General features: G+C 61.2%; 17 protein-coding genes and 2 tRNA genes. 12 read left to right on the top strand and 7 right to left on the bottom strand.

The features are described from left to right. Window positions 1–2: 2 nt before the first annotated feature. The 4 genes from AC1MDC_RS19345 to AC1MDC_RS19330 all read right to left on the bottom strand — a co-directional run bounded on the left by AC1MDC_RS19345 (window position 3) and on the right by AC1MDC_RS19330 (window position 3,123). Window positions 3–1,568 carry an ABC transporter permease gene (locus AC1MDC_RS19345; protein WP_480393508.1) on the bottom strand — a complete coding sequence of 522 codons (1,566 nt, stop codon included), beginning with the start codon at window positions 1,566–1,568 and terminating at the stop codon, window positions 3–5. After that, entirely contained in the window at window positions 1,568–2,578 is a 1,011-nt protein-coding gene (locus tag AC1MDC_RS19340) for an extracellular solute-binding protein (RefSeq protein WP_085703405.1), read from the bottom strand. Before AC1MDC_RS19340 ends, AC1MDC_RS19345 begins: the two co-directional genes overlap by 1 nt. Window positions 2,579–2,769: 191 nt before the next feature. Next, window positions 2,770–2,856, bottom strand: a tRNA-Leu gene (locus tag AC1MDC_RS19335). Window positions 2,857–3,036: 180 nt separating this feature from the next. Continuing rightward, window positions 3,037–3,123, bottom strand: a tRNA-Leu gene (locus AC1MDC_RS19330). A 225-nt stretch (window positions 3,124–3,348) separates the two neighbouring features. On the opposite strand from AC1MDC_RS19330, the gene rnr reads away from it, so the two are divergent. The 11 genes from rnr to AC1MDC_RS19275 all read left to right on the top strand — a co-directional run bounded on the left by rnr (window position 3,349) and on the right by AC1MDC_RS19275 (window position 20,148). After that, on the top strand, window positions 3,349–5,979 hold the full coding sequence (gene rnr, locus AC1MDC_RS19325) for a ribonuclease R (protein ID WP_234206343.1): 2,631 nt from the start codon (window positions 3,349–3,351) through the stop codon (window positions 5,977–5,979). Beyond that, window positions 5,976–6,743, top strand: a complete 768-nt coding sequence (rlmB, locus tag AC1MDC_RS19320; protein WP_085701305.1) for a 23S rRNA (guanosine(2251)-2'-O)-methyltransferase RlmB — start codon at window positions 5,976–5,978, stop codon at window positions 6,741–6,743. The genes rnr and rlmB overlap by 4 nt, the downstream gene beginning before the upstream one ends. 308 nt (window positions 6,744–7,051) lie before the next feature. Further along, window positions 7,052–7,480 carry a 30S ribosomal protein S6 gene (rpsF, locus tag AC1MDC_RS19315; RefSeq protein ID WP_007950702.1) on the top strand — a complete coding sequence of 143 codons (429 nt, stop codon included), beginning with the start codon at window positions 7,052–7,054 and terminating at the stop codon, window positions 7,478–7,480. 28 nt (window positions 7,481–7,508) lie between these two features. Then, window positions 7,509–7,739, top strand: a complete 231-nt coding sequence (rpsR, locus tag AC1MDC_RS19310; protein ID WP_002551829.1) for a 30S ribosomal protein S18 — start codon at window positions 7,509–7,511, stop codon at window positions 7,737–7,739. 36 nt (window positions 7,740–7,775) lie between these two features. Next, window positions 7,776–8,666 carry a YybS family protein gene (locus AC1MDC_RS19305; RefSeq protein ID WP_234206345.1) on the top strand — a complete coding sequence of 297 codons (891 nt, stop codon included), beginning with the start codon at window positions 7,776–7,778 and terminating at the stop codon, window positions 8,664–8,666. Window positions 8,667–8,685: 19 nt separating this feature from the next. Then, a complete protein-coding gene (gene rplI / locus AC1MDC_RS19300; RefSeq protein WP_003186385.1) occupies window positions 8,686–9,132 on the top strand; it encodes a 50S ribosomal protein L9 in 447 nt (148 codons plus the stop codon). A gap of 120 nt (window positions 9,133–9,252) precedes the next feature. Further along, window positions 9,253–10,650 carry a replicative DNA helicase gene (gene dnaB / locus AC1MDC_RS19295; RefSeq protein WP_085701303.1) on the top strand — a complete coding sequence of 466 codons (1,398 nt, stop codon included), beginning with the start codon at window positions 9,253–9,255 and terminating at the stop codon, window positions 10,648–10,650. Window positions 10,651–10,762: 112 nt separating this feature from the next. Then, complete coding sequence (locus AC1MDC_RS19290; RefSeq protein WP_085701302.1) at window positions 10,763–13,066, top strand: YgiQ family radical SAM protein; 2,304 nt, start codon at window positions 10,763–10,765, stop codon at window positions 13,064–13,066. A 338-nt stretch (window positions 13,067–13,404) separates the two neighbouring features. Further along, window positions 13,405–16,680 (top strand): transglutaminase family protein, encoded by a 3,276-nt coding sequence (locus AC1MDC_RS19285; RefSeq protein ID WP_480393507.1) that lies wholly within the window; start codon window positions 13,405–13,407, stop codon window positions 16,678–16,680. A gap of 88 nt (window positions 16,681–16,768) precedes the next feature. After that, the gene (locus AC1MDC_RS19280; protein WP_085703409.1) at window positions 16,769–19,255 is read left to right on the top strand and encodes a circularly permuted type 2 ATP-grasp protein; all 2,487 of its coding nucleotides are present in this window, start codon (window positions 16,769–16,771) and stop codon (window positions 19,253–19,255) included. Continuing rightward, window positions 19,255–20,148, top strand: a complete 894-nt coding sequence (locus tag AC1MDC_RS19275; protein ID WP_085685125.1) for a transglutaminase family protein — start codon at window positions 19,255–19,257, stop codon at window positions 20,146–20,148. Before AC1MDC_RS19280 ends, AC1MDC_RS19275 begins: the two co-directional genes overlap by 1 nt. Before the next feature lie 128 nt (window positions 20,149–20,276). On the opposite strand, the gene AC1MDC_RS19270 is transcribed toward AC1MDC_RS19275, so the two are convergent. Continuing rightward, on the bottom strand, window positions 20,277–20,456 hold the full coding sequence (locus AC1MDC_RS19270) for a hypothetical protein (protein ID WP_085701299.1): 180 nt from the start codon (window positions 20,454–20,456) through the stop codon (window positions 20,277–20,279). 68 nt (window positions 20,457–20,524) lie between these two features. Then, window positions 20,525–21,112: an LOG family protein gene (locus tag AC1MDC_RS19265; protein WP_085701298.1), complete on the bottom strand. Its 588-nt coding sequence runs from the start codon at window positions 21,110–21,112 to the stop codon at window positions 20,525–20,527. A 338-nt stretch (window positions 21,113–21,450) separates the two neighbouring features. On the opposite strand from AC1MDC_RS19265, the gene azu reads away from it, so the two are divergent. Continuing rightward, a complete protein-coding gene (gene azu / locus AC1MDC_RS19260) occupies window positions 21,451–21,897 on the top strand; it encodes an azurin (RefSeq protein ID WP_085701297.1) in 447 nt (148 codons plus the stop codon). Window positions 21,898–21,952: 55 nt separating this feature from the next. Here the strand turns inward: azu and nadE are convergent, their stop codons facing one another. Beyond that, window positions 21,953–22,780 (bottom strand): ammonia-dependent NAD(+) synthetase, encoded by an 828-nt coding sequence (gene nadE / locus AC1MDC_RS19255; RefSeq protein ID WP_085701296.1) that lies wholly within the window; start codon window positions 22,778–22,780, stop codon window positions 21,953–21,955. Window positions 22,781–22,783 lie beyond the last annotated feature (3 nt).

Genomic DNA, 22,783 nt, shown 5'->3' with positions numbered 1-22,783 from the left:
TTTTATCGGCTCAAATACATCCGGGTCGTCAGCAGGTAAACGGGCAATCCCGATACCACAATCAACAACGCCGCATAAGGCGCTGCCGCTGCAAACTCGACATTAGCGGTGTGCGCCCAGACTTCCGTCGCCAAGGTGTTGAGCCCCGTCGGACTCAGCAGCAACGTTGCCGTCAACTCCTTCATGGCATCCAGAAACACCAGCGCAAAGGCGGCGCCCAGTGCCGGGAAGATGATTGGCAGGGTCACTCGGCAGAACGCCGTGAACGACGATGCGCCCAGCGTGCGGGCGGCTTCTTCGAGTTGCGGTGCGGCCTTGTTCAGCGCCGTGCGGATCGGTGCCTGAGCCAGCGGCAGAAACAGCAGCGCATAGGCGATCAGCAGTAGCGCGGAGGTCTGGTACAGCACCGGCACGTAATGCAGGGCGAAATACACCAGCGTCAGGGCAATCACCAGTCCCGGCAGGGCGTGCAGCAGATAGGGCAGGCGTTCGGCCCAGATCGCCAGTTGGCCTTTGTAGCGCACTACCAGCAATCCGACCGGTACCGCCAGCACCAGACACAATCCCGCGCCACCCAGCGATAGCGCCAGTGAAGACAGCAAGGCTTCAGTGATTGCGGCCACCGGAAAGGCCGCTGACGATCCCACGGCGAGCCAGTAAGCCAGCATGCCCAGCGGAATCCCGCTGCCGACAACCGCCAGCATCAGGCAATACAACTGGCCTGCGATCGCCCACGGCCCAAGTCGCACTTGTTCAGCCCGACGCGCCGCGCCCTGGCCGGTACGCACATGGCGGCCCTTGCCACGCACGCGCAGCTCCAGCCACAACAGCATCAGGCACAGCACCAGCAAAACCGCCGACAGCATCGCTGCGTTGGCATTGCTGAATTCCAGTTCGAATTGCTGATAGATCGCGGTGGTGAAGGTTTGCAGGCCAATGATCGACAGTGCGCCGAACTCCACCAGCATGTGCAATGCAATGAGTAGCGAACCAGCCAGCAGTGAAGGCCAGAGGAGGGGCAGGGTGACACGGAAAAAAACGCCCAAGCGATTCTGGCCCAGCGTCCGTGCCGATTCCTCAAGGGAGGGATCAAGATTGCGCAGCGTGGCGGCTACCGGCAGAAAGATCAGCGGGTACTTCGACAGGCTCATCACCAGGATCGCCCCGCCGAGTCCTTCGAACTGCGCGCTGAGCGAAACCCAGGTAAAGCTGCTGACAAACGCCGGCACCGCGAACGGCAGGCAAAGAATCACGCCCCACAGCCGCCGGCCCGGCAGGTTGCTGCGCTCCAGTAACCAGGCCAGCGACAGGCCGATCACGCCACAAGTCACCGTCACGCCAACCATCAGCGCCAGTGTATTGCGCAGCAGGCCGAATACGTACGGGCGCCACAGCAAGTGCAGCGCTTCGGTCCAGCCCGCTTGCCAGGCTTTGAGGCCGACGTAGGCCAGCGGCAGCAGGCTCGTGACCACCAGCAGCAACACCGGCAGCACCAGCCAGATCGACGGCCGCTTGCGCCGTGGCACGTAACCCCCGCGCGTGGCGGGGGCGGATAACGATGTGGTCATCAGTTCAGGCCAACTTCGCGTTCCAGCTCCAGCGCTTCTTCGGCATTGCCGAGATCGGCGGGCGTGACATCCGGTGCTTCCAGTTCGTTGAACGGCTTGAGACCGCGATCCGATTCCATGCCTTTATGCAGCGGGTATTCGGCAGTGGTCTGGGTGATGACGCGCTGGCCTTCTTCGCTGGCCATGTAGGCGAGGAACTGCTGGGCTTCTTTTGGATGTTTGCTGGATTTCAGCACGGCTGCACTGGACACGGTGATCAGGCCGCCAACGTCGCCGCCGGTGAAGTAATGCAGTTTCGAATCAAGCTGACCTTTTTCCCGCTGCAGGGCGAACCAGTAATAGTTGTTCACCAGTACGGTGGCGACTTCGCCGTTTTCCACAGCCTTGAGGGCGACCATGTTGTTGCTGTAGGTCTTGCCGAAGGCGCGCAGTCCGGTCAGCCATTCTTCGGCGGCGTCGCGACCGTGCTTCTTGATGATGGCGACTGCCTGTTCCTGGAACGCGCCGCTGGTCGGTACGAAACCGACCTTGCCTTGCCACTGCGGGTCGGCGAAATCCAGCACCGATTTTGGCAGGTCTTTTTCATCGACCAGTTTCGGGTTGAAGGCCACCACGCGAACCCGGGCGGTGACGCCGATCCAGGTGCCGTTGCCGGCGACGTATTCTTTCGGCAGAACGGCCAGGGTCGCGTCGTCGGTCTTGGCCAGCAGGCCGAGTTCGCCGAGGTTGTTCAGCGGTGGGGATTCTTCGGTGTAGATGACGTCGGCGGGAGAGCGGTCGCCTTCTTCGATGATCTGGCTGGCCAGCTGATTGCTGCTGCCCTTGCGTACATTGACGTGAATGCCGGTCTTGGCTTCGAAGGCTTTGGCGATGGCGTCGCCGACCTCCTTGTGCTGACCGTTATAGAGAGTCAGGGAAACCGCGTCGGCAGCCTGGGTGAGGGGAGTGGCGAGTGCCAGGCTGAGCAGGGTGAAGGTCAAGCCGCGGCGCAGGGTATTTCGAAACATCATTCGCAGGGTTCCTCACTGTCGCATTGCAAAAACTTGCAACAATGATAAACGATATTGTTTCTCAAGTGCGCCTTGTGGGCAAAGGGTAGGTTTGGTAGACGTTTGGATTCATCTTTTCCAGACCCCGGAAACGCAAAAAACCGCTTTCGCGGGTTTTTGTGAAATTCAAGATCGTGACCTTGAATTTGAATTGGTGCCCAGAAGAAGACTCGAACTTCCACGACCGTAAGGTCACCAGCACCTGAAGCTGGCGTGTCTACCAATTTCACCATCTGGGCTTCATCTTCAGCGTTGCCGCCGTTGATGTGGCGCACTATACGGAGCGCCTTTTGATCTGTAAACCCCTGATTTGATTTTAATAAATCATTTTCAGAAAAATTCCGGGCGCAGAATGCACAAAACCCGCTTTCGCGGGTTTTGTGTGGGTCTTGAAACTGATCTAGTCTCAAACTCGAAATTGGTGCCCAGGAGAAGACTCGAACTTCCACGACCGTAAGGTCACCAGCACCTGAAGCTGGCGTGTCTACCAATTTCACCACCTGGGCATCTCGCCAACGTGTGTACGTCGTCGATGGCGCGCACTATACGGAGCGTGTTTTTAACTGTAAACCCCTGCCAGCAAAAAAAATGGTTTTTTTTACCAGCGGTGTTCAAAACGCCCTTCAGGCGTCGATACAAGGCTCCAGACGCGCCTTATATAGTCGGAAATTTCCCGTTTGATGGCGCCTATGCCAAACTAACCCGCATATAGACAAGGTGAAAACTCTCTAATGGCCGATTGGCAGTCCCTCGATCCCGAGGCCGCTCGTGAAGCGGAAAAATATGAAAACCCTATTCCCAGCCGCGAACTGATCCTTCAGCACCTTGCTGATCGGGGTTCGCCTGCTGCCCGCGAGCAACTGGTCGAAGAGTTTGGTCTGACCACGGAAGACCAGATTGAAGCCCTGCGCCGCCGCCTGCGCGCCATGGAGCGCGACGCTCAACTGATCTACACCCGCCGTGGCACGTATGCGCCGGTGGACAAGCTCGACCTGATCCTCGGCCGCATCAGCGGTCACCGCGACGGCTTCGGCTTCCTGGTGCCGGATGACGGCTCCGACGACCTGTTCATGAGCCCGGCGCAAATGCGTCTGGTGTTCGACGGCGACCGTGCCCTGGCCCGTGTTTCCGGGCTGGACCGTCGTGGTCGTCGCGAAGGTGTGATCGTCGAAGTGGTGTCCCGTGCCCACGAAAGCATCGTCGGCCGTTACTTCGAAGAGGGCGGTATCGGTTTCGTCGTCGCGGACAACCCGAAGATCCAGCAGGAAGTGCTGGTGACGCCGGGCCGCAACGCCAACGCCCAGATCGGTCAGTTCGTCGAGGTGAAAATCACCCACTGGCCGACTCCGCGCTTCCAGCCGCAAGGCGATGTGATCGAAGTCGTCGGCAACTACATGGCGCCGGGCATGGAAATCGATGTCGCCCTGCGCACCTACGACATTCCGCACGTCTGGCCTGAAGCCGTTCTGAAGGAAGCCGGCAAGCTCAAGCCGGAAGTCGAAGAGAAAGACAAAGAGAAGCGCGTCGACCTGCGCCATCTGCCGTTTGTCACCATCGACGGCGAAGATGCCCGCGACTTCGACGATGCGGTCTATTGCGAAGCCAAGCCCGGCAAACTGCGCCTGTTCTCCGGCGGCTGGAAGTTGTACGTGGCGATTGCCGACGTTTCCAGCTACGTGAAGATCGGTTCGGCTCTGGACAACGAAGCCCAGGTCCGTGGCAACTCGGTGTACTTCCCCGAGCGCGTGGTGCCGATGCTGCCGGAGCAGCTCTCCAACGGTCTGTGCTCGCTGAACCCCCACGTCGACCGTCTGGCCATGGTTTGCGAGATGACCATCTCCAAGTCCGGCGAAATGACCGACTACTGCTTCTATGAAGCGGTGATTCACTCTCACGCCCGTCTGACCTACAACAAGGTCAGTGCGATGCTGGAAACGCCGAAGGCCGCCGAAGGTCGCAAACTTCGTGGTGAATACACCGACGTCTTGCCGCATCTGAAGCAGCTCTACGCGCTGTACAAGGTATTGCTGGCTGCCCGTCACGTGCGTGGCGCGATCGATTTCGAAACGCAGGAAACCCGGATCATCTTCGGTTCCGAGCGCAAGATTGCCGAAATCCGTCCGACCACCCGCAACGACGCGCACAAGCTGATCGAGGAATGCATGCTGGCGGCCAACGTGGCCACCGCCGAATTCCTGAAGAAGCACGAGATCCCTGCGCTGTACCGCGTCCACGACGGCCCGCCACCGGAGCGTCTGGAAAAACTGCGTGCGTTCCTGGGTGAGCTCGGTCTGTCCTTGCACAAAGGCAAGGATGGCCCGTCGCCGAAGGATTATCAGGCCCTGTTGGCCAGCATCAAGGACCGTCCGGATTTCCACCTGATCCAGACCGTGATGCTGCGCTCCCTGAGCCAGGCGGTGTACAGCGCCCAGAACGAAGGCCACTTCGGCCTGAATTACGAAGCCTATACCCACTTCACCTCGCCGATCCGTCGTTACCCGGACCTGCTCACGCACCGGGCGATCCGCAGCGTGATCCATTCGAAACAGGACACCCCGCACGTTCGTCGTGCCGGCGCGATGACCATTCCGAAGGCGCGCATCTATCCGTACGACGAAGCAGCGCTGGAGCAGCTCGGCGAGCAGTGCTCGATGAGCGAGCGCCGTGCCGACGAAGCGACCCGCGATGTGGTGAACTGGCTCAAGTGCGAGTTCATGAAGGATCGCGTGGGCGAATCGTTCCCGGGCGTGATCACTGCCGTGACCGGTTTTGGTCTGTTCGTCGAACTGACCGATATCTACGTCGAAGGTCTGGTGCACGTCACCGCACTGCCGGGCGACTACTACCACTTCGACCCTGTGCACCACCGCTTGGCGGGCGAGCGCACCGGTCGCAGCTTCCGTCTTGGCGATACCGTTGAAGTGCGCGTCATGCGCGTCGATCTCGACGAGCGCAAGATCGACTTCGAAATGGCTGAAAAAACCATCAGCGCGCCGATCGGCCGCAAGAAGCGTGGCGCCGAGGCGACTGCTCCGGCGGCCAAGGCTGTGGAAGAAAAAGCTCCGGCAAAAACCGCCAGCCGTCGTCCGGCCAAGGAAAAAGCTGTCGAGGCCTATCGTCCGAGCGATGCCGTGGCGAAAAACGCCGAGCTGCGCAAAAGCCGTGAATTGAAAAAGGCCTTGCTGGCCGACGCCAAGAGCGGTGGTAAAGCGGCGTCCGGGGGAAAGACCGGACGGTCGGCGCCTGACAAGGCCTCCGGCGGCAAGACAGCCAAGCCGAGTAAACACCGCAAGGGCCCGCCGAAAGCGGGTTCCGCTCCAGCCAAAAGCGGCGGGGCACGTAAACCGAAGGCGAAGTCATGAGTCAGTTGGAAAAAATCTACGGCGTTCACGCGGTAGAAGCGTTGCTGCGTCACCACCCTAAGCGCGTCAAGCAGATCTGGCTGGCCGAAAGCCGTAACGATCCGCGAGTGCAGACGCTCATTGAACTGGCCAACGAAAACCGGGTTCAGATCGGTCAGGCCGAGCGCCGCGAAATGGATGCCTGGGTCGAGGGCGTGCACCAGGGCGTGGTGGCGGACGTTAGTCCGAGCCAGGTCTGGGGCGAGGCGATGCTCGACGAACTGCTAGATCGCACCGAGGGCGCGCCGCTGTTGCTGGTGCTCGACGGCGTGACCGACCCGCACAACCTCGGCGCGTGCCTGCGTTCGGCGGACGCAGCCGGTGCTTTGGCGGTCATCGTGCCGAAGGACAAGTCGGCCACTCTGACGCCTGTCGTGCGTAAAGTGGCCTGCGGCGCGGCGGAAGTGATTCCGCTGGTGGCCGTCACCAACCTTGCGCGCACCCTGGAAAAACTCCAGCAACGCGGGTTGTGGATTGTCGGCACGGCGGGTGAGGCCGAGGTCAGCATCTATGACCAGGACCTGACCGGCCCGACCATCCTGATCATGGGTGCCGAAGGCAAAGGCATGCGTCGCCTGACTCGCGAGCATTGCGATTACCTGGTGCACCTGCCGATGGCCGGTAGCGTCAGCAGTCTCAACGTTTCCGTGGCGACAGGCGTGTGCCTGTTCGAGGCCCAGCGCCAGCGCGGTGCCAAGGCCAGGGCGGCTGCCAAAAAGCCTTGAGCCATACGGCGATTAAAATGTGGGAGCGGGCGTGCTCGCGAAAGCGGAGTTACATTCAGCATCATTGTTGAGTGTTTCCCCCCAATCGCGAGCAGGCTCGCTCCCGCAGTGCTTTGTGGTGTGACCCGCAATGGTGACTGTTCAAATAATCACCAATTGCCTTGCACCTCTTCAGTCCCTTCTCTACAATTGCGCCCCTTGCTGTGGCGGCAGGCATGCATGTGCCCCGCGCCAGCAAGTCCATAAGTGTCATTCACTCCTTGTCTGACCGTTTTTGAGCGGCAGGCTACAACCCGTAAGGAGCATTCATGCGTCATTACGAAATCATCTTTCTGGTCCACCCTGACCAGAGCGAGCAAGTCGGCGGCATGGTTGAGCGTTACACCAAGCTGATCGAAGAAGACGGCGGCAAAATCCACCGTCTGGAAGACTGGGGCCGTCGTCAACTGGCCTACGCAATCAACAATGTTCACAAGGCTCACTACGTGATGCTGAACGTTGAGTGCACCGGCAAGGCCCTGGCCGAGCTGGAAGACAACTTCCGCTACAACGATGCTGTGATCCGTAACCTGGTCATCCGTCGCGACGAAGCCGTTACCGGCCAGTCCGAGATGCTCAAGGCTGAAGAAAACCGCAGTGAGCGCCGTGAGCGTCGCGAACGTCCTGAGCACGATGGCAGCGCCGATGGCGATGACAGCGATAGCGACAGCGACAACAGCGATAACGCTGACGAGTAATCCACGGACCTTTTAAGGAGCCTATCAAATGGCACGTTTCTTCCGTCGTCGTAAATTCTGCCGCTTCACCGCTGAAGACGTGAAGGAGATCGACTACAAAGATCTCAACACTCTGAAAGCCTACGTATCCGAGACCGGCAAAATCGTTCCAAGCCGCATCACCGGTACCAAAGCTCGTTATCAGCGTCAGCTGGCCACCGCTATCAAGCGCGCCCGCTTCCTGGCCCTGCTGGCCTACACCGACAGCCACGGCCGCTGAGACCGGGCAGTCGACAAGTAGCAAAGGATTGAATGCATGCGTGCCTTAGCTGAGTTCATCATGCGCGGCCGTATGCAGGCCACTCTTGTAGTGGCCGGGTGTGCAACATTGCCGTTGTTGTATTGGTTGGGTGCTGCCGCCGGAAGCCTGGTGCTTCTGCGGCGCGGATTGGCCGACGCCCTGGGCGTCGTGTCGCTGGGACTGCTGCCGGCATTGATCTGGTGGTTGTATGCCGATGACCCACGTGCGCTTCTGGTGCTGCTGGGGTCTTCGGGGCTTGCGCTGGTGTTGCGCGCAAGCGAGTCCTGGGTCCGTACGCTGCTGGTCAGCGTGGCCATGGGGCTGGTGTTTTCAGTGGTGCTCGGGGCGGCGTTTGCGCCCCAGATCGAGATGCTGGCGCAGGCCTTGATAAAGGTCATGCCCGCGCTTCTCGGTGATGCCTACCAACATTTGTCGGTAGACGAGCAGGCGCATTTCGCGTCGCTGATCGCACCGGTCCTGACCGGCCTGATTGCGGCCTTGTTGCAGATCGTCAGCGTGCTGAGCCTGATTGTCGGGCGGTACTGGCAGGCGTTGTTGTACAACCCGGGTGGTTTTGGTCGCGAGTTTCGCGCCATCCGGATCCCGCTGGGGCTGGCGATGTTACTGCTGGCGTTGATGCTTCTGGGCCCGAACCTCGGTGCACAGATGGCCATGTTGACGCCGTTGTGCAGTGTACCGCTGGTGTTCGCCGGGCTGGCCCTGATTCACGGGCTGGTGGCGCAAAGGCGACTGGCCGGTTTCTGGCTGGTGGGGTTGTACGTGACGCTGTTGCTGTTCATGCAGCTGATCTATCCGTTGCTCGTGGTTCTGGCCATTGTCGACAGCCTGATTGATTTTCGCGGTCGGGTGTCGAAAGACACCGATAACGCGAACGGTGAAGGTTAAAAGTTAAGAGGATTTCCACATGCAACTGATCCTTCTGGAAAAAATCGCCAACCTGGGCAACCTGGGCGACAAAGTAAACGTTAAGGCCGGTTACGGCCGTAACTACCTGCTGCCTTTCGGCAAAGCCACCGCTGCGACCGCTGCCAACCTGGCTGCGTTCGAAGAGCGTCGCGCTGAGCTGGAAAAAGCCGCCGCAGACCGTAAAGCATCGGCTGAAAGCCGTGCTGCCCAACTGGCCGAGCTGGAAGTGACCATCACTGCCACCGCTGGCGACGAAGGCAAGCTGTTCGGTTCGATCGGTACTCACGACATCGCTGACGCACTGACCGCCTCCGGCGTTGAAGTTGCGAAAAGCGAAGTTCGTCTGCCGAACGGCACCATCCGCAACGTGGGTGAATTCGACGTGGCTGTGCACCTGCACGCCGAAGTTGAAGCCACCGTACGCGTTGTCGTGGTAGCAGCTTAAGCAACACCCTGATCGACTGGCGGCTTGTCCGGCAGACGGTTAACATCGGGCACGATCCTGTTTACAGGTCGTGCCCTTTGTCTTTCTGCACTCCCTGCTTTTCCTGATTAAAAAGTGGCCATGAACGAAATCTCCGCTCCCGAGCAATATGATCTGCAAACCGCCGCGCTGAAGGTGCCGCCGCATTCCATCGAGGCCGAACAGGCCGTGCTCGGTGGTCTGATGCTGGACAACAACGCCTGGGAACGGGTGCTCGATCAAGTCTCCGACGGCGATTTCTACCGACATGACCACCGTCTGATTTTCCGAGCGATCGCCAAACTGGCCGATCAGAACCTGCCCATCGACGTCGTGACCCTTGCCGAACAACTGGACAAGGAAGGTCAGACCTCGCAGGTCGGCGGCCTCGGTTATCTTGGCGAGCTGGCGAAAAACACGCCGTCCGTCGCCAACATCAAGGCCTATGCGCAGATCGTCCGCCAGCGTGCGACGTTGCGTCAGCTGATCGGTATCAGCACCGAAATTGCCGACAGCGCCTTCAACCCCGAGGGTCGCACCGCCGAGGAAATCCTCGACGAAGCCGAGCGGCAGATCTTCGCGATTGCCGAGGCCCGGCCGAAAACCGGCGGCCCGGTGGGTGTCAATGACCTGCTCACCAAGGCCATCGACCGCATCGATACGCTGTTCAACACCTCGGATGCGATCACCGGCCTGTCCACCGGCTACACCGACCTCGACGAGAAGACCAGCGGCCTGCAACCGGCCGACTTGATCATCGTCGCCGGCCGTCCGTCGATGGGTAAGACGACTTTCGCGATGAACCTGGTGGAAAACGCCGTGTTGCGCAGCGACAAGGTGGTGCTGGTGTACTCCCTCGAGATGCCAGGCGAATCGCTGATCATGCGTATGCTGTCGTCCCTCGGTCGGATCGACCAGACCAAGGTGCGTTCCGGCCAGCTGGAAGACGACGACTGGCCGCGCCTGACCTCGGCGGTCAATCTGCTCAACGATCGCAAGCTGTTCATCGACGACACCGCCGGTATCAGCCCGTCGGAGATGCGTGCCCGGACCCGGCGTCTGGTGCGCGAGCACGGCGACATCGGCCTGATCATGATCGACTACCTGCAGTTGATGCAGATTCCCGGCTCCAGTGGTGACAACCGGACCAACGAGATTTCCGAGATCTCCCGATCCCTGAAAGCCCTGGCCAAGGAATTCAACTGCCCCGTGGTTGCCCTGTCGCAGCTCAACCGCTCCCTGGAGCAACGTCCCAACAAGCGTCCGGTGAACTCCGACTTGCGGGAATCCGGAGCGATCGAGCAGGACGCCGACGTGATCATGTTTGTGTACCGGGACGAGGTGTATCACCCGGAAACCGAACACAAGGGCATCGCCGAAATCATCATCGGCAAGCAGCGGAACGGCCCGATCGGTTTCATCCGCCTGGCCTTCATCGGCAAGTACACGCGCTTCGAAAACCTCGCGCCGGGCAGTTACAACTTCGACGACGACGAGTAACTCCGCCCTCGTCTGACAGCCCATGATATTTCCGACCACAGCCGTCGGAATTGGTCATTTTTTGTGCTATATTCCGCGCCCGCGATTTTGCACCTCAACACCGGTCATCGACATGCAAGCAGCCAAGCCGTTATTTGACTATCCAAAATACTGGGCCGAATGTTTCGGGCCGGCGCCATTTCTGCCGATGAGCAGGGAGGAGATGGATCAGCTTGGCTGGGATTCCTGCGACATCATCATTGTCACGGGTGATGCCTACGTCGATCACCCGTCGTTCGGCATGGCGATCATAGGCCGGCTGCTGGAGTCGCAAGGCTTCCGCGTCGGGATCATTGCCCAGCCTGACTGGCAGTCCAAAGACGACTTCATGAAGCTCGGCGAGCCGAACCTGTTCTTCGGCGTCGCGGCCGGCAACATGGACTCGATGATCAACCGCTACACCGCGGACAAAAAAATTCGCTCCGACGACGCCTACACCCCGGGCGGCATGGCCGGCAAACGTCCGGATCGTGCGAGCCTGGTCTACAGCCAGCGCTGCAAGGAAGCCTACAAGCACGTGCCGATCGTGCTCGGCGGCATCGAAGCCTCCCTGCGCCGCATCGCCCACTACGACTATTGGCAGGATCGCGTGCGCAACTCGATCCTGATCGACGCCAGCGCCGACATCCTGCTCTACGGCAACGCAGAGCGAGCGATTGTCGAAGTCGCCCAGCGTCTGTCCTACGGTCACAAGATCGAAGACATCACCGATGTGCGCGGCACCGCGTTCATCCGTCGTGACACCCCGGCGGGCTGGTACGAAGTCGACTCCACGCGCATCGACCGTCCGGGCAAGATCGACAAGATCATCAACCCGTACGTCAACACCCAGGACACGGCGGCTTGCGCCATCGAGCAGGAAAAAGGCCCTGTCGATGATCCGCAGGAAGCCAAGGTCGTGCAGATCCTGGCCAGCCCGAAAATGACCCGTGACAAGACCGTGATCCGCCTGCCGTCGATGGAAAAGGTGCGTAACGATCCGGTCCTGTATGCCCACGCCAACCGCGTGCTGCACCTGGAAACCAACCCGGGCAACGCCCGCGCGCTGGTGCAGAAGCATGGCGAGATCGACGTCTGGTTCAACCCGCCGCCGATTCCGATGACCACTGAAGAAATGGACTACGTGTTCGGCATGCCTTACGCACGTGTCCCGCATCCAGCGTATGGCAAGGAAAAGATCCCGGCCTACGACATGATCCGCTTCTCGGTGAACATCATGCGTGGCTGCTTCGGCGGCTGCACCTTCTGCTCGATCACCGAGCACGAAGGCCGGATCATCCAGAACCGTTCCGAAGAGTCGATCATTCGCGAAATCGAAGAGATCCGCGACAAGGTGCCAGGTTTCACCGGCGTCATCTCCGACCTCGGCGGCCCGACCGCGAACATGTACCGCATCGCCTGCAAGAGCCCGGAAATCGAATCCGCGTGCCGCAAGCCGTCCTGCGTGTTCCCGGGCATCTGTCCGAACCTGAACACCGACCACTCGTCGTTGATCCAGCTGTACCGCAGCGCCCGTGCGCTGCCGGGCGTGAAGAAGATCCTGATCGCCTCGGGTCTGCGCTACGACCTCGCGGTTGAATCGCCGGAATACGTCAAGGAGCTGGTGACCCACCACGTCGGTGGTTATCTGAAGATCGCCCCGGAGCACACCGAGGAAGGTCCGCTCAACCAGATGATGAAACCGGGGATCGGCACTTACGACCGCTTCAAGCGCATGTTCGAGAAGTTCTCGAAGGAAGCGGGCAAGGAGCAGTACCTGATTCCGTACTTCATCGCGGCCCACCCGGGCACCACCGATGAGGACATGATGAACCTGGCTCTGTGGCTCAAGGGCAACGGTTTCCGTGCCGACCAGGTGCAGGCGTTCTATCCGTCGCCGATGGCCTCGGCCACCGCCATGTATCACTCGGGCAAGAACCCGCTGCGCAAGGTCACCTACAAGAGCGACGGCGTGACCATCGTCAAGAGCGAGGAGCAGCGCCGCCTGCACAAGGCGTTCCTGCGTTATCACGATCCGAAGGGCTGGCCGATGCTGCGTGAAGCGCTGATCCGCATGGGCCGTGGCGACCTGATCGGGCCGGGCAAGCACCAGTTGATCCCGCTGCATCAGCCGGCCACCGACAGCTACCAGAGTGCCCGTCGCAAGAACTCGACGCCGGCCGGCAGCCATAAGGTCGCGAAAGAGAAGACCACCAAGATCCTTACCCAGCACACCGGTCTGCCACCTCGTGCCAGCGACGGCGGCAATCCTTGGGACAAGCGTGAACAGGCCAAGGCCGCGGCATTCGCCCGCAACCAGCAGGCCGCCAAGGAGCGCAAGGAAGCGGCGAAAGGCAAAGGGCCGAAACCGGCACGCAAGCCGGTCGTACCGCGCTGAAACGCACTTGAGCTGAACAGAACGCCAACCTTCGGGTTGGCGTTTTGCTGATCGTTCCCACGTCGAGGCGTCGAACCGTCTGTGTGGGAATGCCTCTAGGGACGCTCCGCGTCCAGTGACGCAGAGCGTCACGGGCTGCATTCCCACGCGGGAGCGTGGGAACGATCAAGTACCAAGCTGCTTTCGCAACATTTGCGTGCAACTGTGCCAAACCATTTCACCGCATCGCCCGATTTTGGTGCTGTACTGCCCTGAGCATTCCGGGAAAGCGCCCAAGCCTCTGCATGGCATAAGTCTTGCGCGCTTTCGAATACGCTTGGGCTCGCAGGAGGCACGCCGTGTCGATTCATGTCGCATTGCATCACGTCACGCATTACCGCTACGACCGCGCTGTCGAACTCGGCCCGCAGATCGTGCGTTTGCGCCCGGCTGCCCACAGCCGCACGCGGATTCTGTCTTATTCACTGAAGGTCTCGCCCGAGCAGCACTTCATCAACTGGCAGCAGGACCCTCAGGGCAACTACCTCGCACGCCTGGTGTTTCCCGAGAAAACCGCCGAACTGCGGATCGAGGTCGATCTGCTGGCCGAGATGGCGGTGTTCAATCCGTTCGACTTTTTCCTCGAGCCCTACGCCGAGAAAATCCCCTTCGCCTACGCCGCCGATGAACGCAAGGAACTGGCGCCGTACCTCGAAACCCTGCCGCTGACGCCGAAGTTCAAGGCGTACCTGGACGCCATCGACCGCACGCCGCTGCCGGCCGTGGATTTCCTGGTGGCGCTCAACCAGCGTCTGAGCGAAGACATCAATTACCTGATTCGCATGGAGCCGGGCGTACAGACCCCGGAGCACACGCTTGAACACGCCTCCGGCTCTTGTCGCGACTCCGCATGGCTGCTGGTGCAACTGCTGCGCAATCTCGGACTGGCGGCACGTTTCGTCTCCGGTTACCTGATCCAACTGACGGCCGACGTGAAAAGCCTCGACGGCCCGTCCGGCACCGAAGTGGACTTCACCGACCTGCACGCCTGGTGCGAGGTGTACCTGCCCGGCGCCGGCTGGATCGGTCTTGATGCGACCTCCGGACTGTTCGCCGGGGAAGGGCATATTCCGCTGGCCTGCAGTCCCGATCCGTCCTCGGCGGCGCCGATCAGTGGAATGGTGGAGCCTTGCGAATGCGAGTTCAGCCACGACATGTCGGTGGAACGGATCTGGGAAGCCCCACGCGTCACCAAGCCCTACACCGATGAGCAATGGCTGGCGATCCAGGCGCTGGGTCGGCAGATCGATGCCGACCTGCTGGAAGGTGATGTGCGCCTGACCATGGGTGGCGAACCGACCTTCGTATCCATCGACGACCCCGACGGCGCCGAATGGAACACCGCCGCGCTGGGCCCGGACAAGCGCCGGCTCTCCGCCGAACTGTTCCAGCGCATGCGCAAGCACTACGCACCCAAAGGGCTGGTGCATTTCGGCCAGGGCAAGTGGTATCCGGGCGAGCAACTGCCGCGCTGGTCGCTGAATTGCTACTGGCGTCGCGACGGCGTGCCGATCTGGCACAACAACGCGCTGATCGCCGATGAGCAGCAGGACTACGGCGCCGATGGCGCACTGGCCGGGCGTTTTCTGGCGAGCGTCGCCGAACGCCTGAAGCTGCCGACACGCTTCGTGTTCCCGGCCTACGAAGACAATTTTTATTACCTCTGGCGCGAGGGCGCCTTGCCGAGCAACGTCAGCGCCGAAGACTCGCGTCTGGAGGAACCTCTGGAACGTGCGCGACTGCGCAAGGTGTTCAGTCAGGGGCTGGACAAGGTCATCGGCCAGGTACTGCCGCTGGCGCGCACCGCCAAGGGCGATCAATGGCAGAGCGGGCGCTGGTATCTGCGCGATGAACATTGCCGGCTGGTGCCGGGGGATTCACCGCTCGGCTATCGCCTGCCGTTGGGCTCGCAGCCCTGGGTGAGGGCGGCGGAGTATCCGTTCATTCATCCGAATGACCCGAATCAGGACTTTCCCGAACTGCCCGAAACATCGCAGCTCAATGATCACCGTGAGCCGGCTGCGGTGGACGAGCGTGTGCCGAAGATTGACGAATCCGCCGACTGGCTGACCCGCACGGCATTCTGCGCCGAGGCCCGGGAAGGCCGGTTGTACCTGTTCATGCCACCGCTGGAGCGGGTCGAGGATTATCTGGAACTGGTGGCTGCCATCGAAGCCACTGCCGAGGAACTGCATTGCCCGGTATTGCTGGAGGGTTATGAGCCGCCGAGCGATCCGCGTCTGAGCAACTTCCGCATTACGCCGGATCCCGGCGTGATTGAGGTCAACGTACAGCCGTCGGCGACCTGGGATGAGTTGGTCGAGCGCACCGAGTTTCTGTACGAAGAAGCGCGCCAGACCCGACTGTCCACCGAGAAATTCATGGTCGACGGACGACATACCGGAACCGGCGGCGGCAACCATTTCGTGCTTGGTGGCGCGACTCCGGGCGATTCACCGTTTCTGCGCCGTCCGGATCTGCTGCGCAGCCTGATCAGCTACTGGCACAACCATCCTTCGCTGTCCTACCTGTTTTCCGGACTGTTCATCGGCCCGACCTCTCAGGCGCCGCGAGTCGATGAAGCGCGCAACGATGCGCTATATGAGCTGGAAATCGCTTTCGCGCAGATGCCGGCGCCGGGAGAAGACTGCCCGCCGTGGCTGGTCGATCGCTTGCTGCGCAACTTGCTGATCGACGTCACCGGCAACACCCACCGCGCCGAGTTCTGCATCGACAAGCTGTATTCACCGGATGGCGCCACCGGGCGCCTCGGTCTGCTGGAGTTGCGCGCGTTCGAGATGCCGCCCCATGCGCGCATGAGTCTGGCGCAACAGCTGTTGTTGCGGGCGCTGGTGGCGCGGTTCTGGCGCGAGCCTTATGCGCCGCCGAAGCTGGTGCGTTGGGGTACGGAATTGCACGACCGCTTCCTCTTGCCGCACTTCATCGAGCAGGACTTCGCCGACGTCATCGTCGAACTCAACAATGCCGGTTACCCCTTGCGCGCCGAATGGTTTGCGGCGCATCTGGAGTTCCGCTTTCCCAAGGTCGGCGACTACACCGTCAACGGTATCGAACTGGAATTGCGTCAGGCCCTTGAACCCTGGCATGTGCTGGGCGAGGAGGGCGCGGCGGGCGGTACGGTGCGCTATGTCGATTCATCGCTGGAGCGCTTGCAGGTCAAGCTTTCGGGGCTGCCGCCGCAGCGTTATCTGCTGACCTGCAATGGCATCCCGGTGCCGCTGCAATCGACCGGCCGGGTGGGCGAGTTTGTTGCCGGTGTGCGTTTTCGCGCATGGCAACCGGCCAACTGCCTGCAACCGACGATCCCGGTGCATGCGCCGCTGGTGTTCGACTTGCTTGATACCTGGATGCAGCGCTCGCTGGGCGGTTGCCAGTACCACGTCGCGCATCCGGGCGGGCGCAATTACGAAACGCTGCCGGTCAACGCCAACGAAGCGGAGAGCCGGCGCATGGCGCGTTTCTTCCGCATCGGACATACGCCGGGGAAACTTCCTATACCGAATCTGACTATTTCCGACGAGTTTCCGATGACACTCGATTTACGACGCTTTTGATTCGTACACGACCCCCGGATTTTTCGTATATCCGGGCGTCATGTGCCTGCGTTAGTCTGACCGAACCTTGCCGGCTGCCGAGCTTTCCATGCCTGACCTGCTTGACCGCTACCCGCTTACGGCGGGCACCTATCACGAACTGCTCGACGACAGCGGAGCGGTGCGCCCGCACTGGCGGCGACTGGTCGACCAATTGCAGCGCAGCACTCCGGCGCAACTGGCGCAGCGCCAGGCGTTGCTGACCCGGCAGATTCAGGAAAACGGCGTCACCTACAACGTCTATGCCGACCCCAAGGGTGCGGATCGTCCTTGGGAGCTGGACCTGCTGCCCCATGTGATCGCCGCCGATGAGTGGCAACAGCTGTCTGCCGGAATCGCCCAGCGCGCGCGGCTGCTCAATGCGGTGCTGGCGGACCTGTATGGCCCGCAACAGTTGATTCGCGAAGGCTTGCTACCGGCGGAGCTGGTGTTCGGTCACAACAACTTCCTCTGGCCCTGTCAGGGCATTGCGCCGCCGGATGGGGCCTTTCTGCATCTGTATGCCGTGGATCTGGCGCGCACGCCGGACGGGCGCTGGTGGGTGACGGCGGATCGTACTCAGGCGCCATCGGGTGCCGGTTACGCGCTGGAAAACCGCACCATCGTGTCCCGTGCCTTCCCCGAGATGTACCGGGATATGAAGGTGCAGCATCTGGCCGGATTCTTCCGCACCTTGCAGGAAACCCTGGCCCGTCAGGCGCCTTGCGACGATGACGCACCGCTGGTGGTGTTGCTGACCCCAGGGCGTTTCAACGAGAGCTATTTCGAACATCTTTATCTGGCGCGCCAGCTCGGTTATCCGCTGGTGGAGGGCGGTGACCTGACGGTGCGCGATGCCACGGTCTACCTGAAGACCCTCAGTGGCCTGCGCCGGGTACACGCGATCATGCGCCGGCTCGACGATGACTTTTGCGATCCGCTGGAGTTGCGCACGGATTCGGCGCTCGGCGTTCCGGGATTGCTGGAGGCGGTGCGTCAGGGCCGAGTGCTGGTGGCCAATGCGCTGGGCAGCGGGGTGCTGGAGTCGCCGGGGCTGCTGGGTTTCCTGCCGAAGATCAATCAGTACCTGTTCGGCGAAGAGCTGATCCTGCCGTCCATTGCCACGTGGTGGTGCGGTGAGGTGCCGGTGTTGGCCCAGGCGCTGGAGAAACTGCCGGAGCTGTTGATCAAACCGGCGTTTCCGTCGCAAAGCTTCGCTCCGGTTTTTGCCCGGGATCTGAGCGAAAAACAGCGTGAAAGTCTCGCCGCGCGCATGCAGGCCCGTCCTTATGCGTACGTTGCGCAAGAACTCGCGCAGTTGTCCCAAGCACCGATCTGGCAGCCCGAGGACGGGCAACTGCAACCCCGGGCAATCGGCATGCGCATGTACGCCGTGGCCAGTCACGACGGTTATCGGGTGCTGCCCGGTGGGCTGACCCGGGTCGCGGCCGAAGCCGATGCTGAAGTGGTATCGATGCAGCGCGGCGGCGCGAGCAAGGACACCTGGGTGCTGGGGGATCGGCCGCCGAGCGGCGAGCAGTGGAAAGCCCAGCGCAACATCGGCGTGCCTGATCTGGTGCGCCGCGATCCGTATCTGCCGTCGCGGGTGGTGGAGAACCTGTTCTGGTTCGGCCGTTACTGCGAGCGTTGCGACGACAGTGCACGGCTGCTGCGGATCATGCTGGCGCGCTACGTCGACGGCGATGACCCGCAGGCCCTGCAGGCTGCCGTGGAGCTCGGCGAGCGACTGATGCTGCTGCCGGACGAAGGCAAGCTGCCGGAGCGCCTGCTCGCGGCACTGCTCGGCGAGGACTGGTCGTTCAGCCTGCGCTCCAACCTGCAACGCTTGCAGTGGGCTGCATCCCAGGTGCGCGGCAAGCTGTCCCGTGAAAACTGGCAGGCGCTGGTGGAGCTGCAACGCGAGGCTTCGGAGCTGGACACCGACGAACCGGATTTTGGCGAACTGCTGGATTTTCTCAACCGATTGGTGATGTCGCTGGCGGCGCTGTCCGGGTTTGCTCTCGATGACATGACCCGCGACGAAGGCTGGCGTTTCCTGATGATCGGCCGGCGGATCGAGCGCCTGCAGTTTCTCAGCAGCAGCCTCGCGGGATTCCTGCGCGGCGCCGGGGCGTTCGATCAGGCCGGGCTTGAGTGGTTGCTGGAGTTGGGGAATAGCAGCATCACCTATCGCTCGCGTTATCTGGCGGTGGCGCAATTGATTCCGGTGCTCGACCTGTTGCTGCTGGATGAGCAGAACCCCCATGCGGTGCTGTTCCAGTTGAAGCTGGTGACCCGCACCCTCAAGCGTCTGAACGATGATTTCGGTGTGCCGAGGGAGGCTGGATTGCCGCCGCTGGTCGAGCGTCTGGCGCGTTTCGACCTGAGCTGTCTGGAGAATCCGCTGTTCGGCGAATCCAGCGTGCGCGCGGCCCTCGATGGTCTGGCGGATCTGTTGCAGGAGATCGCCGACGCCAGCAGTCAGGTGTCGGATCGTCTGGCGCTGCGCCATTTCGCCCATGTCGATGATGTCAGCCAGCGCACGGTGTCCGTCTGATGAGCGCCCATTACCAGATCTTTCACGACACCTGCTATCGCTATGACAGCCCGGTGTCCCTGGCTCAGCAACTGGCGCACCTGTGGCCGCGCGAATGCGAGTGGCAGCGCTGCACCGAACAGCAATTGCTGATCAGTCCGGAGCCGACCACCCGCCGTGACGAGCAGGATGTGTTCGGCAATCCGCTGACCCGCCTGGCCTTCGAACGGCCACACGATGAGTTGCAGGTCAATGCACGGCTGACGGTCGAGGTGCTGGCACGGCCCGTGGTGGATTTCCATCAGTCGCCGGCCTGGGAATTGACGCGTAACGCGCTGACCTACAGCAGCCAGCCGCTGTCTGCTTCGTTGCTGGAAGCCTGCCGCTATCGATTCCAGTCGCCCTACGTGCACCTGAAGCGCAGTTTCGTCGAGTTCTCGGAGAGCTGTTTCCCGGCCGGCAGACCATTGATGCTGGGTGTGCAGGCCCTGATGCAGAAGATCTTCAGCGAATTCACCTTCGACGCCGAAGCCACGCAAGTCGCGACGCCACTCGTTGAAGTGCTGGAGCGCCGGCGCGGGGTCTGTCAGGACTTCGCGCACTTGATGCTCGCCTGCGTGCGATCACGCGGGTTGGCGGCGCGTTACGTCAGCGGCTATCTGCTGACTCAACCGCCACCGGGGCAGCCACGGTTGATCGGTGCCGATGCGTCCCATGCCTGGGTTTCAGTGTTTTGCCCGGTGCTGGGCTGGGTGGATTTCGACCCGACGAACAATGTGCAGCCGGCGCTGGAGCACATCACCTTGGCCTGGGGGCGGGATTTCTCCGATGTGTCGCCGTTGCGCGGGGTGATATTGGGCGGTGGCAATCACGACCCGGAAGTCCGCGTCACCGTGATGCCTCTGGAGGAGTGAAGATCAAATGTGGGAGCGGGCTTGCTCGCGAAAGCAATATGTCAGTCACATCCATCGTGAATGTCACGGCGCTTTCGCAAGCAAGCCCGCTCCCACAGGAATTGCGTTCAGTGGTCCTGCGATATTGCTCAGGCCTCGGGTGCCTGGTCTTTCGGTGCCTCAACATCATCATCGGTCGCCACTTCACCGTCAGGGTTCAGTGCCGCTTCTTCAGCCATCTGTTTCTTGCGCTGAAGCTTTTCCTCTTTCTTCTGTTCCTTGGCCAGGTCACGTTGACGTTTGGCGAAGGAGTAATTGGGTTTGGCCATGGGCGATCCTCTGGGGTCGAAGGTGAGGTTGAGCGGCGCGTATTCTGCCCTGTATCGGTGCCCGGCGGTTAACCGGGTTTCTGGTCGACCCATTTGGGCGTGACGGTGGGCTTCCAGTTATCGAGGGCTTCGAGCAGCGTTTGCGGCGATTCACTCACTTGCAGCATGTCACGGTGTGGTGCGCGAACGAAGCCTTCGCCGACGATGTGATCGAGAAATGCAGTGAGTTTGCTGTAGAAGCCGTTCACTTCCAGCAGGCCCAGCGGCTTGCCGTGGTAGCCGAGCTGGCCCCAGGTCCAGACTTCGAACAGCTCTTCCAGGGTGCCGAGGCCGCCGGGAAGGGCGATGAACGCATCGCTGAGTTCGGCCATCCGCGCCTTGCGCGCGTGCATGCCGTCGACTACTTCCAGACGTGTCAGGCTTTTGTGACCGATTTCCTTGTCCATCAGGCTCTGCGGGATGATGCCGATCACTTCGCCACCGGCCGCCAGCGCGGCATCGGCGACAATCCCCATCAGGCCGACGGCGCCACCGCCATAGACCAGGGTCAGCTTACGTTCGGCGATAGCCTTGCCGAGGGCAATGGCGGCTTCGGTGTACGCCGGGGTGGTGCCGGCGTTGGCACCGCAAAATACACAAACGGATGTGAGAGACATGCCTTCCTCCTGGGTCAATCGGTCACAGGGTAATGGCTGGCACGCCCTGATCCAAGGGCTAGACTTCGTGTTTCGGGGTTTCATAAGTACCGCTGGCACCACAGGCGTAGGCGGCGAGCAGACTGCACAACAGGCTGTTGAAGGACATGACGGATGCTCCGGTTGAGTTGAGCCCTGAAGATACGTCCCGCCCAAACGTCTGGCTGTTAGATTGTTTCGATGAGTGTCATAGCCTGAAAGTTGTATACAATTTTTGACTCAAGTCATAGGAACTTGCGAAGATTTCAGGCAGTCTTCCAACCATTCGTGTTTTGTTAACCCTGCCTTGGAGATTCACCATGTTTTCCAAAGTTGTTGCGGTATCCCTGCTGGCGCTGGCCAGCAGCCAATTGATGGCTGCCGAGTGCAAAACCACCGTTGACTCCACCGACCAGATGTCCTTCAACACCAAGGAGATCGTGATCGACAAGAGCTGCAAGACCTTCACCGTCGAACTGACCCACTCCGGCAGCCTGCCGAAGAACGTCATGGGCCATAACCTGGTGATCAGCAAAGAAGCCGACATGCAGCCGATCGCCACCGACGGCCTGGCCGCCGGCATCGACAAGAACTACCTGAAGGACGGCGACGAGCGCGTCATCGCTCACACCAAAATCATCGGCGCCAAGGAAACCGACTCGCTGACCATCGACGTATCCAAGTTGAAGGCTGACGAAAAGTACGGCTTCTTCTGCTCGTTCCCGGGCCACATCTCGATGATGAAAGGCACCGTGACCCTGAAGTAAGCAACACAAGGTCAAAAAAAAGCGTCCCGAGGGACGCTTTTTTTATGCCCGGAATTCAAGGCGCAAACGGCATGACGCGCTTGTGATGAGTCTTTTTGTAGGTGTTGACGATGATGTCGAACGCCTCCTGACGCACCGGCTCGCCGTGCAGGAAAGCGTCGATCTCGGCGTAGGTCACGCCGTGGGACGCTTCGTCCGGTTTGCCCGGCGACAGGTCTTCCAGATCCGCCGTCGGCACTTTTTCCACCAGCGATTCCGGTGCCCCGAAGCTGCGGGCGATGGCCCGGACCTGGTTTTTCACCAGACCGCTCAGCGGTGCGAGATCGCAGGCGCCGTCACCGAACTTGGTGAAGAAACCCATTACCGCTTCCGCCGCGTGGTCGGTGCCGATCACCAGACCATGGGCCGCGCCGGCGATCGTGTACTGGGCGACCATGCGCATCCGCGCTTTGGTGTTGCCGAGCACGAAATCCACCGACACCGCGTGCTTGCCTTCGAACGCTGCGACTTCGCTGGCCAGGGATTTCACTGCCGGGCCGATGTTGACGGTGTGGCGCTCGTCCGGGGCGATGAAGTCCACCGAAGCCTGGGCATCGTGCTCATCGAACTGCACGTCGTACGGCAGGCGCACGGCGATGAACTTGTAGGCCTCGTCACCGGTGCGCTCGCGCAGTTCACGCACGGCGCGCTGGGCCAGCAGACCTGCGGTCAGCGAGTCGACACCGCCGCTGATGCCCAGCACCAGGGTCTTGAGCCCGGAATTGGTCAGGCAATCCTGGATGAAGGTGATGCGTCGGGCGACTTCCGCTTCGAGGGCCTGGTAATCGGCGAACGGCGGCTGAACGTTGAGCTGTTCAGCAATCTCACGCTGTACGGCTTGCATGAA

The sequence above is a fragment of the Pseudomonas sp. 1 genome, from assembly GCF_056626735.1.
Note: the sequence above shows the minus strand (reverse complement) of the source record. Positions and strands in the feature narration are given on the sequence as shown.

Excerpts from the sequence above, each read along its gene's own strand:
- AC1MDC_RS19265 (WP_085701298.1), bottom strand. The coding sequence starts at position 21,112 with ATGTCTCTCACATCCGTTTGTGTATTTTGCGGTGCCAACGCCGGCACC.
- AC1MDC_RS19340 (WP_085703405.1), bottom strand. The coding sequence starts at position 2,578 with ATGATGTTTCGAAATACCCTGCGCCGCGGCTTGACCTTCACCCTGCTC.
- AC1MDC_RS19270 (WP_085701299.1), bottom strand. The coding sequence starts at position 20,456 with ATGGCCAAACCCAATTACTCCTTCGCCAAACGTCAACGTGACCTGGCC.
- rpsR (WP_002551829.1), top strand. The coding sequence starts at position 7,509 with ATGGCACGTTTCTTCCGTCGTCGTAAATTCTGCCGCTTCACCGCTGAA.
- rlmB (WP_085701305.1), top strand. The coding sequence starts at position 5,976 with ATGAGTCAGTTGGAAAAAATCTACGGCGTTCACGCGGTAGAAGCGTTG.
- rplI (WP_003186385.1), top strand. The coding sequence starts at position 8,686 with ATGCAACTGATCCTTCTGGAAAAAATCGCCAACCTGGGCAACCTGGGC.
- AC1MDC_RS19280 (WP_085703409.1), top strand. The coding sequence starts at position 16,769 with ATGCCTGACCTGCTTGACCGCTACCCGCTTACGGCGGGCACCTATCAC.
- dnaB (WP_085701303.1), top strand. The coding sequence starts at position 9,253 with ATGAACGAAATCTCCGCTCCCGAGCAATATGATCTGCAAACCGCCGCG.
- nadE (WP_085701296.1), bottom strand. The coding sequence starts at position 22,780 with ATGCAAGCCGTACAGCGTGAGATTGCTGAACAGCTCAACGTTCAGCCG.
- azu (WP_085701297.1), top strand. The coding sequence starts at position 21,451 with ATGTTTTCCAAAGTTGTTGCGGTATCCCTGCTGGCGCTGGCCAGCAGC.
- rpsF (WP_007950702.1), top strand. The coding sequence starts at position 7,052 with ATGCGTCATTACGAAATCATCTTTCTGGTCCACCCTGACCAGAGCGAG.
- rnr (WP_234206343.1), top strand. The coding sequence starts at position 3,349 with ATGGCCGATTGGCAGTCCCTCGATCCCGAGGCCGCTCGTGAAGCGGAA.
- AC1MDC_RS19345 (WP_480393508.1), bottom strand. The coding sequence starts at position 1,568 with ATGACCACATCGTTATCCGCCCCCGCCACGCGCGGGGGTTACGTGCCA.
- AC1MDC_RS19305 (WP_234206345.1), top strand. The coding sequence starts at position 7,776 with ATGCGTGCCTTAGCTGAGTTCATCATGCGCGGCCGTATGCAGGCCACT.
- AC1MDC_RS19290 (WP_085701302.1), top strand. The coding sequence starts at position 10,763 with ATGCAAGCAGCCAAGCCGTTATTTGACTATCCAAAATACTGGGCCGAA.
- AC1MDC_RS19275 (WP_085685125.1), top strand. The coding sequence starts at position 19,255 with ATGAGCGCCCATTACCAGATCTTTCACGACACCTGCTATCGCTATGAC.